Annotated in this window: 12 protein-coding genes; 4 read left to right on the forward strand and 8 right to left on the reverse strand. The window is 62.3% G+C overall.

Translation table 11 applies throughout. The features are described from left to right. Positions 1-5: 5 nt before the first annotated feature. Positions 6-2,183, forward strand: a complete 2,178-nt coding sequence (yicI, locus tag ACLRGI_RS13090) for an alpha-xylosidase (protein ID WP_419202077.1) — start codon at positions 6-8, stop codon at positions 2,181-2,183. An 87-nt stretch (positions 2,184-2,270) separates the two neighbouring features. Here yicI and ACLRGI_RS13095 read toward each other — a convergent pair whose 3' ends face one another. The 5 genes from ACLRGI_RS13095 to ACLRGI_RS13115 form a co-directional block, all read right to left on the reverse strand. Next, entirely contained in the window at positions 2,271-2,750 is a 480-nt protein-coding gene (locus ACLRGI_RS13095) for a hypothetical protein (protein WP_419202078.1), read from the reverse strand. 73 nt (positions 2,751-2,823) lie between these two features. Next, positions 2,824-3,225 (reverse strand): cation efflux transmembrane domain-containing protein, encoded by a 402-nt coding sequence (locus ACLRGI_RS13100; protein WP_419202079.1) that lies wholly within the window; start codon positions 3,223-3,225, stop codon positions 2,824-2,826. Beyond that, entirely contained in the window at positions 3,210-3,410 is a 201-nt protein-coding gene (locus ACLRGI_RS13105; protein WP_419202080.1) for a hypothetical protein, read from the reverse strand. Before ACLRGI_RS13105 ends, ACLRGI_RS13100 begins: the two co-directional genes overlap by 16 nt. Further along, the gene (locus ACLRGI_RS13110) at positions 3,407-3,808 is read right to left on the reverse strand and encodes a DUF7793 family protein (RefSeq protein WP_419202081.1); all 402 of its coding nucleotides are present in this window, start codon (positions 3,806-3,808) and stop codon (positions 3,407-3,409) included. The genes ACLRGI_RS13105 and ACLRGI_RS13110 overlap by 4 nt, the downstream gene beginning before the upstream one ends. Positions 3,809-3,947: 139 nt before the next feature. Continuing rightward, positions 3,948-4,889: a GlxA family transcriptional regulator gene (locus tag ACLRGI_RS13115; RefSeq protein WP_419202082.1), complete on the reverse strand. Its 942-nt coding sequence runs from the start codon at positions 4,887-4,889 to the stop codon at positions 3,948-3,950. A 148-nt stretch (positions 4,890-5,037) separates the two neighbouring features. Between ACLRGI_RS13115 and ACLRGI_RS13120 the strand changes: the two genes are divergently transcribed. Beyond that, positions 5,038-5,676, forward strand: a complete 639-nt coding sequence (locus ACLRGI_RS13120; protein WP_419202083.1) for an isochorismatase family protein — start codon at positions 5,038-5,040, stop codon at positions 5,674-5,676. A gap of 52 nt (positions 5,677-5,728) precedes the next feature. Here the strand turns inward: ACLRGI_RS13120 and ACLRGI_RS13125 are convergent, their stop codons facing one another. After that, positions 5,729-7,144 carry an MFS transporter gene (locus tag ACLRGI_RS13125; protein WP_419202084.1) on the reverse strand — a complete coding sequence of 472 codons (1,416 nt, stop codon included), beginning with the start codon at positions 7,142-7,144 and terminating at the stop codon, positions 5,729-5,731. A gap of 79 nt (positions 7,145-7,223) precedes the next feature. Between ACLRGI_RS13125 and ACLRGI_RS13130 the strand changes: the two genes are divergently transcribed. Then, a complete protein-coding gene (locus tag ACLRGI_RS13130) occupies positions 7,224-8,453 on the forward strand; it encodes a GAF domain-containing sensor histidine kinase (protein ID WP_419202085.1) in 1,230 nt (409 codons plus the stop codon). A 263-nt stretch (positions 8,454-8,716) separates the two neighbouring features. Then, positions 8,717-10,024, forward strand: coding sequence for a polysaccharide deacetylase family protein (locus tag ACLRGI_RS13135; RefSeq protein ID WP_419202086.1), 1,308 nt, complete (start codon positions 8,717-8,719; stop codon positions 10,022-10,024). Positions 10,025-10,107: 83 nt separating this feature from the next. Here ACLRGI_RS13135 and ACLRGI_RS13140 read toward each other — a convergent pair whose 3' ends face one another. Both ACLRGI_RS13140 and ACLRGI_RS13145 read right to left on the reverse strand, forming a co-directional pair. After that, positions 10,108-11,562: a serine/threonine-protein kinase gene (locus ACLRGI_RS13140; RefSeq protein WP_419202087.1), complete on the reverse strand. Its 1,455-nt coding sequence runs from the start codon at positions 11,560-11,562 to the stop codon at positions 10,108-10,110. Positions 11,563-11,827: 265 nt separating this feature from the next. Next, a complete protein-coding gene (locus ACLRGI_RS13145) occupies positions 11,828-12,466 on the reverse strand; it encodes a TetR/AcrR family transcriptional regulator (RefSeq protein ID WP_419202088.1) in 639 nt (212 codons plus the stop codon). Between the last annotated feature and the right edge of the window lie 36 nt (positions 12,467-12,502).

Genomic DNA, 12,502 nt, shown 5'->3' on the forward strand with positions numbered 1-12,502 from the left:
TCGCCATGAAATTCACTGACGGATACTGGCTCTACCGCAAGGGCTTTTCCGCCCTTCGACCCCAAGATGTATCGGACGTGGTGGTGGTGGACGATGCCCTGACGGTCTACGCACCTACCAAGCGCATCAGCACGCGCGGGGACGCGCTCAACCTTCCCCAGATCACTGTCACCTTCGACGCTCCGATGCCCGACGTGATCGGCGTGACCATTGAGCATTTCCAAGGGGGCCTGGACAAGGGACCCCGCTTTGAGGTCAAGCACGACGGCGCCCTGCCAAGCTTCCGCATGGACGAAGACTCTGCGCAGATCACCTCGGGCGGCCTCACGGCGAAAATCAACACCAGTGGCGAATGGGGCGTCGATTTCATCGGCGACGGCCGGCTTCTGACCAGCTCCACGCCCCGAAGTGTCGGCGTCATCACCGATGACCAGGGACGGACCTTTGTCCATGAGCAACTCAGCCTCGGAGTGGGAACCAACATTTATGGGCTCGGCGAGCGCTTCGGCGCCTTCGTCAAGAATGGCCAATCCGTGGATATCTGGAATGAGGACGGCGGAACCTCCAGCGATCTTGCCTACAAGAACGTGCCCTTCTTCATGACCAATGACGGCTACGGGGTGTTCGTGAACCATCCCGAACTGGTTTCCTTCGAAGTTGGCTCGGAGGTGGTGTCCAGGACGCAGTTCAGCGTGGAGGGCCAGAGGCTGCAGTACTACGTGATTCATGGGCCGTCCCCCAAGGACATCATCCGCCGGTACACCGAGCTCACGGGCAGGCCGTCCCGGATCCCTGCGTGGTCGTATGGCTTGTGGCTCTCCACTTCCTTCACCACGGACTATGACGAGGCGACGGTGACATCCTTCATTGACGGAATGGAGCAGCGGCAGCTGCCGTTGTCCGTGTTCCATTTTGACTGCCACTGGATGCGTTCTTTCCACTGGAGCGACTTTGTGTGGGATCCGGCTACTTTCCCTGACCCGGAGGGGATGCTCCGGCGCCTGCATGACCGCGGGCTCAAGGTCTGTGTGTGGATCAACCCCTACATAGCGCAACGTTCGCATCTCTTCCGCGAGGGCGCGGACCTGGGCTATTTGGTGAAGCGTCCGGATGGTTCGGTGTGGCAGTGGGACATGTGGCAGGCCGGCATGGGCCTGGTGGACTTCACCAATGGTGACGCGGTGCGCTGGTACCAGGACAAGCTGCGGGTGCTGCTGGACCAGGGGGTGGACTCCTTCAAAACGGACTTCGGCGAGCGCATTCCCACCGATGTGGCCTGGCATGACGGCTCGGATCCGCAGAAGATGCACAACTACTACTCCCAGCTGTACAACCGCACGGTCTTTGACTTGCTGAAGAAGGAGCTGGGCGAGGGTGAAGCCGTGGTTTTCGCCCGATCGGCTACTGCGGGTGGCCAGTCCATGCCGGTGCACTGGGGCGGGGATTGCGAATCAACCTTCGCTGCGATGGCGGAGTCCCTGCGCGGCGGACTGTCCCTTGCAGCTTCGGGATTCTCGTTCTGGAGCCACGACATCGGTGGTTTCGAGGGGACGCCTGAACCGGAAATCTTCAAACGCTGGATCGCATTCGGTCTCCTCTCCTCCCATTCGCGACTGCACGGTTCCAATTCCTACCGTGTTCCCTGGCTTGTGGATGAGGAGTCAGTGGATGTCCTCCGCCATTTCACCGAGCAGAAGATGCGGCTCATGCCCTATTTGCAGATGGCGGCGGAAGAGGCTTATTCGCAGGGCATTCCGCTGATGCGCCCCATGTTCCTGGAGTTCCCGGAGGACCCCGGCTGCGCACCTTTGGATCGGCAGTACATGTTGGGACCGGATCTCCTGGTTGCTCCTGTGATGAATCCGGGTGGCGAGGTGTCCTTCTATCTTCCCGAGGGCGTGTGGACGCACCTTCAAACGGGAGAAACCCTGAGCGGGCCGCGCTGGCACCACAAGGAGTACACGGTGATGGAGGCGGCGGTTTGGGTCCGTGAAGGTGCCATCATCCCAATCGGCACGGTGTCCAACCGTCCTGATTACCAGTGGGCCGAGGACATGGAATTCCACGCGTTTGAAGCCCCGGACGGCCTCGAGCGCAGGGTCTCGGTTCCTTCTCCGGACGGAGGCAGCAAGGACTTCCACGTGCGTGTCCATGGCGGGAAGGTTACCGCGACGGCCATCTGAGGCGCGGTTGTAGCCTCAGCGCCACAACAGCAAACGCACGACGGCGACCTCCCGCCGTCGTGCGTTTGCCGCTTTTGCTTGTTGGGCTTAGCGGGCGTCCTTTTTCGCCTGGCGCTGGGCGCCTTGTGAACGGCTGGAGGCGTCCCGTTTCACTCCACCCGTGGTTTTCTGGTGCGAGCGCGCCCGGCCCGAACTGTTGGTGGACTTGGTGCCGGTCCCGGAGCTTTCAGGCCCGGTGGACTTGCCTGCGTTGGCGCGTTCCAGCCGCTCATCCTTGAGTTCTTCGGCGGCCTCATGGGCTACGCGGGCGAGTTCCTTGCTTACGATGGAGAGGGCTTCCTCGAACACGAATGCGCGGGCACGCGCTTTGTCCGATTTGTTCGCCGCGGCTCCCCGACCACCAGCTTCAAGTACCTCGTCCGCCGCTTTGCGTCGATAGTTGGTGGTGTATTTGTTCCGGGCTTTGCGCACCCGTTTATGGAGTTGGAGGAGGCCTTCCTCGTCGAGGAGCTCAAGTCTGGCTGGCTCCAATTCGCGAATCAAATCAAGTTGATCTTGTTTCAACACCCACAGATATTGGTCCATCCGCCGATAATTCCACACCTCCTGTTTGAGGGATAGAGCGTTTGGGAGTTCTCACTCAAAGAGGGCGGGAATTCCCTCTATTCGAAGAGTTCGGGGGCGGCCGTGAGCGCCACGAAGGCCCAGACGTCCAGGCCCAAAGGCTCAAGTGCAAAGCTTCCGTCCCGTCCGAGCCCGGTGCCGCACGACGCATCCACCAGGCCACCATGAATCCGATCGCGGCGGTGGCCGCACCGTAGATGGCGATGATGACGGGGCTGACCGGGGAACCGCCGTCGCGAAAGACAAGCACGGCATCACCCGTAGCCACAAGCAGCGTGGCGGCCACAGCGATTCCTTGGATCAAAACCACAAGAGGCGTGAGCGCGTCCCGCCCAAAAGGGAAGCGCCGGGTTGGACCGGCAGCCGAGACGTACGACGCCTTGAGGGAAACGGCGGACAGGATCAGGCCGATTCCCATGTAGGCGCCAGGTTGAAATAGCCCACCGGGAAGAACAGCAACAGCCCTATGGCCAGGCCTGCAACCACCGCTGCGGAGGCAGCGGCCAGGAGCGCCTCGGACTCGCTTGCCATCCTGCTCTGCTGGTGCGAGCCGGTGAGGGCGGGCCCGGTCTTTGTTCTTCTCCTCACGGCCGGCGTGGTCACGGTAGGGATCCTCCCGGCGGGCCGGCTTCCGTCTCCGGCTCCACAAGCCAGGCCCTTGCCTCCGCTTCGGAGGTGAAGAACCGGGTGGGGCAGGGTGCCGGCTGGGCGGCCAACTGGTAGTCGACGAGGATCCGGTCAACGGCGTTTTCACCCAGCAACGCAATTCTCGACGCCGCACAGGGCTCGACGAAAACGTCACGAGCCGAGCGGCTCAAGTGGCTCGCATTCGCCATCTTTACCAGCAAAGGATAGCGGCTGCCGTCCGCAAACTCATTGACGGCGTTCACTGCCGCCCGGGCATTGCCGGCTTCAATCCTGACGCCCGGGTCCCAAGCCAGAGACAGGACATTGTCCGGCTCAAGGTGGATGGTGTAGTCGTCGTGGTCCGCCTGAGCCATAGAACCGTCCCCATCTCTGCAGGATTGCAGGACTGCCCGTGTGCCACGGGCTGACTCCACCCTGCACCACGCGGCGCTCCCGCCGTCTCATCCGAACAGAGTGATTTTTGCGCTGATTTCCCACCGCCTCACAAGCCGGTCAAGCGGTAAAACGGCGCCTATAGTCCGTGGGCGAGGTGGAAAAAGCGCCGGCAAAGTTCTGCCTCAGGGTCACGGCACTGCCGAACCCACAGTCAGCCGCAACCTGGTCGATGGACAAGTCGGTGGTTTCCAACAGACGGCGGGCAGCATCCAGTCGGCGGCTGCGTATCCAGGCCGACGGCGTGGTCCCGGTTGAGGCGCGGAACGCGCGCACGAAGGTTCGTCGGCTCATGTGGGCCTGTGCTGCGAGCCGGTCGATGCTAAGTGGTTCACCCAGCCGACCCATCGCCCACTCAAGCAGCCGGGCCATCGGGTCACCTTCGGCCCGCGGCGGAAGGGGGTGCTCAATATACTGGGCCTGCCCACCTTCACGATGAGGAGCAATGACCAGGCTTCGCGCCACCCGGTTGGCAGCCTCCGCCCCTAAACGGCCCCTTACAACATGGAGGCACGCATCGAGCCCCGACGCTGTACCGGCGGAGGTCAGGACGTCACCGTGATCGATGTACAGCACCGTTTGATCGAGGGAGACGTCCGGGTGCCGGGCAGCGAGGGAATCGAAGGCTTGCCAGTGGGTCACGGCGGATCGTCCATTCAGGAGGCCGGCGTCGGCAACAGGGATGGCACCGAGACAGAGACCCACGATGGTTGCCCCCTTGCCGTGGGCTTGCCGGAGGACGTTGCTGAGGTTTTCACCGCTCTCGCGTTCGTCGTCGAACCATGACGGCACCACCACGACGTCGGCCCCTTCCGCCGTCGACGGTCCCTGCACCTCCCCCAAAACGTAACCCTCGGCCGTTGTGATCCGGCCCGCCTGATCGGAGAAAAAGACGGTGTTCCAGTCGGCCAAACCTTGGCGGGTGACCTCGTCGAAGACCATTTGGGGTACGGCAAGGTGAAACATCGTGACGCCACTGAATGCGTACACCGCGATCCGCATACTGCCCTCCGCTGTTCTTTGGCCTGAACTTCTTTGGCCTGAATCAATCGTATATGGGCATTCGTGCCACTGGTGCTCAGCGGACAACGGACGAATGATAAAAGGGACCGCCAAAAGGCCCCCAAGCAAACCACCACGGGAGAACACCATGAGCACACCCCGCCGCGCCCTCATCCTTGTCGACATCCAGCAGCAGTACTTCAGCGGCCCGCTGGAAATTCAGTACCCGCCACACCGGGACTCGCTTCCGATGATCGCCAAGGCCATCGACACTGCAACTGCCGCCGGCATTCCCATCGCCGCAATCCAGCACAATGCCGGAGAAGGCGCACCCGTCTTCGCCCCGGGAACAACGGAATACGAGCTGCATCCGGAGGTTGAAGCCCGCCGGGCCGCCTCCTGGAAAGACGTAGTCAAGCAGTACGGCTCGGTGTACGCCGGGACGGACGTTGCCGCCTGGCTGCGGGAGCACGACGTCGATACCGTCACCTTGGTGGGTTACATGACCAACAACTGCATCCTGGCCTCGGCCGTCGAAGCAGAGTTCCTTGGCTTCGCCAGCGAAGTGCTTTCAGATGCCACGGGAGCCATCAACCTCAGCAACGACGCCGGAACCGCTGATGCCAAGACGGTGCACACCACATTGATGGCGCTGCTGAACTCCAACTGGGCCGCTGTGGCTCCCACCGAAGCCTGGACCAAGGCCGTGGAGTCCGGGCAGGCCTTGGAAAAGAGTGATCTGGGTAGCTCCGCCATGGCAGGAGCCGCAATGGAAACAGCGTCCTGAGCAGCTTCCTGATCAGGCCCGCATCATCGTTGCCCCAAAGTGGGGACGCACTTCAAAGTGTCGACGGTGAGTCCGCATCCTGGCTGTCCCGTTCTTCCGCCGCTGTCTGCGCATACGAGGCAGACACGCGGCGGTAGACCGGAGTCAGGAAGGCGATCAACGCCACCAAGATCATGATGATGCCGGCGGCCAGGAACACCAGGGCGATGCCACGGGAGATGCCCTCGCCAAGAAGCGGAGCAAGAGTGGCTGCTCCCTCTTCGGATCGGGCATAGGGGATGATCCAGAATTGGGCTATCGGTGCAATAAGAAAAGCTGTGATGGGCGCCGCTGCGGACTCGAACGCCATGGCGAAACCAAACACCCTGCCCTGCCGAGGTAGTGGCACTACCTTTTGGATGACGGTTTGTTCAGCGGCTTCCACCACAGGTACCAGCGCCATGTAGAGCCAGATTCCCACAATGTAGAGCCAGGCCCACTCGCGGACAGTGAAGACCGCGCCGATGAATCCCATGACCGCCACGGCAATGAGCATGGTCCGCAAGGGATTGGAGCCCAGGCCGAACTTGCCGATCAGCGCGCCGCCCACGATGAAGCCCGTGGCACCGATAGCGAAGACGACTCCCCACATTTCCACGGAGAACATCTCCAGGCCGTATGGGTCCATCAACGCCATGTAGACGCCGCCGATGAAGTTGTTGAAGGTGGAGAAGAGAATCAGCGCAAACAGCCCGGATATTGCCATGACGGCAGCCCATGATCCGCGCAGGTCGAATCCGCCTTGCGCGTCGGAGGGCGCTGCCTTCACTTCCTCAGGCAGGCGCAGCGTGAGCAGATGCCCGAAGGCCAATGCGGTCAGCACCAGGGCGACAACTACCGTCCATCCCATGCCCAACAGGCCCACCGATAGCCCGGAAAGGACAGAGGTGACAATGAACATGAGCCCCTGCACCATGCCCACGAGTCCGTTGGCGTTGGCCCGCCGATCAGGTTCGATCAGGATGGTGACGGTGGTGGACAAGGCGATATTCCGCATGTTCTCCACCACTGCGCCGATCAGGATGATCATGGTGAAGATCCAGAACCACGGCTGCGTCAGGTCAAGCAGCGCCTGCTCGGGGGTCAGCAGGAACATGACGCCCGAGAGGACGAACATCACCATGGTGAAGGCTGCGGCGAAACGCATCACGGCCAGTTTTCGGTAACGGTCCACGAAGGTCCCGAAACTGATGCTGGAGAGGGCGATCAGCAGCATGTACGCACCGCCGATCACTCCTGTGGCGATGACGTTGCGCGTCTCCAAGTACACCCAGAACGTCAGGGCGAACCAAAGATAGCTGGTGGTGATGTTCGCCAGCGCCGTGTTCACGAGTATCCCGTAGAAGGTTCGGGATCTCTGCGCGGGAGTGCGTATGGAGAGATCGATGCTGTCAGTAGACGCGGCGGAGGCCGGTTCCTGCTCGGTCATGCGTCCCAGTAAACCACCGCCACCAGCGTCCCGGTAGTATCGGCAAGGAATCCTAATGACGCTTGGGGGAGTAAATAATATGACGGAAGTTCAGGGGCAGCTGTCCTTCACGGATGACATGAGCCGGGATCTGGAGTTGCAGGAGTATGGCCTGGACCCTGCAGAGGATTCCACGCTCCTTCCCAATGCCGCCGTCATGAGCGCACTGCAGAACCTCGTGCGGCTGGCAACGGAGCTTTGCGGCGCTCCGTTTGGCGTGGTCAACATCATCAGCGCTGAATACCAGCACCAGATTGGCGCCTGGGGTGTTGATCCGGGCATCTGCTCCCGTGAGGATTCCATGTGCGCCAAGGTATTCCTCACCCGCGAGCGAACAGTGGTGGCCGACGCCTCCAAGGATCCCCGTTTCGCGGACAATCCCTTCGTCACGGGTGAAATCGGCAAGGTCCGTTTTTACGCTTCGGTCCCGCTGCAAACAGAATCCGGGTTCGTGCCGGGAACCCTCTGCGTGTTCTCGGACAAAACCAAGGAGCTGCGCCCCGAACAGGTGAGCATGCTGGAGGTCCTGGCCAAGCAGGTAGTGGAATTGTTGGAGCTTCAGCACCGCACAGTACAGCTGGACCGCACCTATGCCGAGCTGAAGGAGAGCAACGCCAAGCTCGCCGGATTCGCCGGGCGTGTCAGCCACGACCTCCGCATCCCCCTCACCACCATCCTGGGCTATGTGGAACTGGTGGAAGACGATCCCGACGTCGAACCGGACAGCACCGCCGCACGCTATTTGGACCGCATCGGCTCCAGCGGACGGCGGATGCTCGGCATGCTCGAAGATGTGTTGAGCTATTCACGGGTTGGCGGTGCAATCCACCCGGCTCACGTCTCCCTGCGGGAGGTTGCCGAAGAAGTTGTCCGGGACCTGGGCATCGAAAACGACGGCATTGTTGATGTTGAAGACCTGGCCCTCCACGCCGACCGTGGACAGCTCTGCACACTGCTGCAGAATCTCCTGTCCAACGCCATGAACTACCGCAGTCCGGACAGGGATCTCCGCGTCCGGATCAGCGGAGTTTCCAACTACCACGGTGCCACGATCTTCGTGGCGGACAACGGCAAGGGCATCAAACCGGAGGACCGCGCCAAGGTCCTGGAACCCTTGGTTCGGCTGCGCCGTGAAGGCGACGGCCCGGGCTCCGGACTTGGCCTGTCCACGTGCAGCAACATTGCCAAAGCACACGGTGGCGACCTCACCCTGGCTGAAACTCCCGACGGCGGAACCACCGTCACCGTCAGCTTTCCAGCCGGTCTCTAGCCTCTGCGGGGTGTCGCCGGGCTCCTGGGCGTTGCGCCTGTCATCATTCGAGGCATGACAACCTCGTACTCCAGGTAGAGGAAAGCATGAAGCGGCCCGCCCCCGTCCGCTCACAGTTCACGATCCCGCTCGTAGTTATCGTGCTCTTCTTGGCGGCCTGTGTCCCCATCGCCCGGCAACAGGCACCTCAACAGGCACCGCAAGCACCGACCGCGGTCATTGGAACCCCACCGCCCAGGATCACTCTCCCGACCCTCGTGGACATGACAACGCGCACGGCCGGGGCAACGCCCACGGTTGCGACCTGGCAGTACATCAGCGGCGCCAAAGCGTTCAACAGCAAACTCGATGCCCACCTCCTCAGCATCTTTGATGCCCGGGCCGGCGGACGCCACCAGCCTGCGGCATTGCCTGCCACGCCGGCAGCGCTCCTGGCCGACGGCGTTTCGGTCACCCATGAAATCGTGCTGGCTACCGGGAGCGTGATCGGATCCAGGTTCGTGAAAACAACCATGGACGGAGGCCTTCGGTCCGCCCACAGCAACGAGATCACCTACGAGGACCTCAATACGGGCGGCGTTACCGGCAGTGTCAGCTTGATTAAGCCCGCCTTGACCGGCACCGTGCGGTCACTAGTGGCCCAAGCCATCCGTTCACTTCCAGCTCCGGCCCTGAACCCAACACCACTGCCAACACCAAGCTCCGTTTCCGACGCCGAGTTGCTGACCGCCGTCGCGTTTACCTCCGGCGGTAATCTCAGCGTCACCATCCATCGGGACCCCGTAACGGGCGCCGCTTTGCCCGATTCCGTCACCGTGAACTTAAACGCCCAGTCAACAGACGAGGTGGTTTCGCCTGCAGGCCAAGCCCTTCGCACGGCAGTCATCACCGGTGCACCTTTCACGGCCCCTCAGCCAACCCCGGCCGGCTTGGCCCACATCAACTGCGACCTCGTCGCCTGCGCTGCCCTCACCTATGATGACGGTCCCAACGCCCAAACCACGCGCCTTCTGGCGGTACTCGAAAAGCACAGAGTGTTCGCCACTTTCTTCCAGCAGGGCGGTTATGTCAGGGCCAATCCGGGGGTGGCCAAGGCCGTGGCAGCAGCGGGCCACACCATCGCGAACCACTCAATGAGCCACGCCTACCTGACAAAGCTGTCTCCGGCGAGCATCGGGAGCGAAGTCAAGGGGGCGCAGAACGCCATTGAGAAGGCAACAGGTGTAGTGCCTGCGTACCTGCGGCCACCGTACGGAGCAACGAATCAGACAGTTGCCGCTTCTGTCGGGTTGCCGCAGGTTCTTTGGGACGTCGACTCCATGGATTGGCAGTCCAAGAATAAAGCCGTGTTCCTGCCCCGGATCATGAGCCTGGTGAAGCCCGGCTCCATCATCCTCCAACACGACGTCCATTCGTCTACTGTGGACGGCCAGGCGGAGCTCATTGCGCAGCTCAAAGGCAAGGGCTTCTACCTGGTCACCCTCCCGCAGCTTTTCGCGGGGATCGACCTGAAGCCCGGTGCATCCTACAAGTGCCGAGGCACGGCGCCCGGGTGCGTTTCCGAACGCTGAGCACCCTCCCGGACACAGGACTTCCGGAACGCAAGGCACGACGGCGGAAGGTCGCCGTCGTGCGTTGATTCACGCTGCCAGGGCTACTTGCCCTCCCCGGGCCCCTTTGCCTTTTCAGGCTTCTTCTCGCTCTTGCCGTCGCTCTTTTGCTTGGCAATCTCCGGGCCAGGCACCACAGCCGGTGCCTGTTCCTGAACCGGTGCCGGCGGTGGGACCTGCGCCGATTCCTGCAGGTTGACCACCTCAGCGGGCTGGGCATCCGCGGGCTGGGTATCTGCGGGTTGGGCATCGCCAGGCACGGCGTCGGCGGATGCCGGGGCAACCGGGAGGGCCGGCACAACCGGCGTCGCAGGCTGCGGCTCCGCCTGGGAAACACCGGTGTCCGCTGGCTGGAACGGATCCGTAGTGTTGCCCGTGGGTGTGAGCCCCTGCGAGAGGATCAGCGCAGCGAGCGGTATGGTTACCGCTGCCGCTGCCATGCCGCGAACGGTCCTCGGGCGTCGTTTGTTGAAGTCCCTGAGACTGGTAATCGTCGCTTGCTTCCGGGTGACCGCCCGGAGCGGAGGCCGGGAAGGCGCAGAAGACACCAATGGCACCGACGACACCGGCGACACCGAAGGCAGCAGCGCGGTCCTGCGCCCTGACTGAATGCCTTCATCCGCGAGCGCCTCTTCAACGTATTGTGCCGTTGGCCGTTTTTCGGGATCCATGTCCGTCATGGCTTCGAGGAGCTCCCGCAACGGGCCGGGCAATTCCAAGGGGACCTGCGGTGCGCGGTGAAGGCGGGCGGAGGCCGTTTCAATAGGTGTCCCTGGATACTCGGCCCTGCCCGTGAGGCATTCGAGGAGCACCAGGCCCAACGAGTAGATGTCGCTCGCGGGAGTCAGTCCAAGGCCCTGCGCCTGCTCCGGGCTGAGGTATTGGGCAGTCCCCACGGTAAAGCCAGTTGCGGTGAGGCGGTTGTCGTTCATCACCAGCGCCACTCCAAAGTCCGCCAGCTTCACGGACTGACCCAGGCCGTCGTCGTCGGATACCAGGATGTTGGCCGGCTTGATGTCGCGGTGGATAACGCCGTGTTCATGAACCTGGGCCAGGGCCCCGGCCAGGCGGATACCGATGCGGGCGGTCTCGGGGACCGTGAGTGGCCCCTCAGTCAGTATGGCGCGCAAATCACGGCCGGCGGCCAGTTCCATGACCAGGTACGCGCGTTCCTCGTCATTGCGGGTATCTACGCCGGCGTCGAAGGCAGCCACCAGCCCCGGGTGGTCAAAGGCGGCCAGGAGCCGCATTTCGGTTTCCTGGCGGGCCCGGAACGACTCATCGCCTGAACCGGGCAGGAAAATCTTGATGGCCACGGCACGGCCGAGCAACAGGTCCGTCGCCTGGTAGACGGCGGACATGGCACCCCTGCCCAGCAGGGCTCCCAGCTGGTAGCGGCCGTCCAGTGTTTCTGTTGCGTCTGTTCCTGTGTAGCTTGTTCCTGCGGTTTCGCTGGAGGTGTGGAGTTGGGGGTCCACGGCCTCGTCATTGTTGCCCACGAATGTCACGTCCTTCAGGCATACCTGGAGCCACGGACCAATTCATCGTCCTATGTCACCAAGCAATGCCGTCAATCAAACTTTCACGATGGCCGCGCGACCGTCTGCTTCAGCCACGTGCGGCCCAGGCAATGAGCCCAAACAGCATCATCCGGTTTCACCAGATAAGTTATCAGGATACTGATTAAATCGTGCGAAGGGCAATGTGAAGGCTCAGCGAGCTCGAGGTTGCATACGCCGGGAGATCAGCTCTTTGGCCACGCGCCTAGTTCATCCGCCGGTCCACGGCCGCCCTAAGCCCGCCGGCCGGAATGCCCAGTGACCATTCAGCCACATCAGTGACGAACCGCTTGAAGGCCTCATATTCAAAGGACTCAGCATTGTTGACATAGGAACCGACGCCGTCGATTGCTACCCAAATCCGGATGCATGCCGCAAGGGGGTCCTCCACCCCGAAGTCCCCGGATGCCACCCCATCCTCAATGAGGGCCGTCAGCCGGTTGCGATCCAGGTATTCCTGACTCAACAACGCCTCGGTCAGGGCCGGAACAAAGCGGCAGAGATGCCGGGCGTTGAGCCATAGCCGGGTGAGCTCGAGGCTGTCGTTGCCTTCGATGCGCGCGACCAGGTGGGCCATGCGCTCAAGGGGAGATCCGTCGTCGGGAAACAATTCTTCCCTCTCCTCGGAAACGGCACGCACAAAGGCGGCGATTACCAGGTCCTCGGCAGCCGGGTAGTAGTGACTGATCAAACCAGGCCGCACGCCGAGGCGATCGGCGACGGCACGGAGGGTGATGCGCTCCAGCCCCTCGCTCAAGGCGATGGAAGCGGCTTGGGCCAGGATTTCAGCCCGACGCTCATCGGGTAACTTTCGAACGCGTTGGGGCGGGGGGCTTGACACCATGCCGCCCAGTCTATTGGATTAGTGACCAATAGCTCA

The organism is Paenarthrobacter sp. PPS72 (assembly GCF_048537125.1).
In the GTDB taxonomy this organism is placed as follows: Bacteria; Actinomycetota; Actinomycetes; order Actinomycetales; family Micrococcaceae; genus Arthrobacter; species Arthrobacter nitroguajacolicus_E.

Excerpts from the sequence above, each read along its gene's own strand:
- ACLRGI_RS13130 (WP_419202085.1), top strand. The coding sequence starts at position 7,224 with ATGACGGAAGTTCAGGGGCAGCTGTCCTTCACGGATGACATGAGCCGG.
- yicI (WP_419202077.1), top strand. The coding sequence starts at position 6 with ATGAAATTCACTGACGGATACTGGCTCTACCGCAAGGGCTTTTCCGCC.
- ACLRGI_RS13125 (WP_419202084.1), bottom strand. The coding sequence starts at position 7,144 with ATGACCGAGCAGGAACCGGCCTCCGCCGCGTCTACTGACAGCATCGAT.
- ACLRGI_RS13100 (WP_419202079.1), bottom strand. The coding sequence starts at position 3,225 with ATGGGAATCGGCCTGATCCTGTCCGCCGTTTCCCTCAAGGCGTCGTAC.
- ACLRGI_RS13110 (WP_419202081.1), bottom strand. The coding sequence starts at position 3,808 with ATGGCTCAGGCGGACCACGACGACTACACCATCCACCTTGAGCCGGAC.
- ACLRGI_RS13135 (WP_419202086.1), top strand. The coding sequence starts at position 8,717 with ATGACAACGCGCACGGCCGGGGCAACGCCCACGGTTGCGACCTGGCAG.
- ACLRGI_RS13145 (WP_419202088.1), bottom strand. The coding sequence starts at position 12,466 with ATGGTGTCAAGCCCCCCGCCCCAACGCGTTCGAAAGTTACCCGATGAG.
- ACLRGI_RS13120 (WP_419202083.1), top strand. The coding sequence starts at position 5,038 with ATGAGCACACCCCGCCGCGCCCTCATCCTTGTCGACATCCAGCAGCAG.
- ACLRGI_RS13115 (WP_419202082.1), bottom strand. The coding sequence starts at position 4,889 with ATGCGGATCGCGGTGTACGCATTCAGTGGCGTCACGATGTTTCACCTT.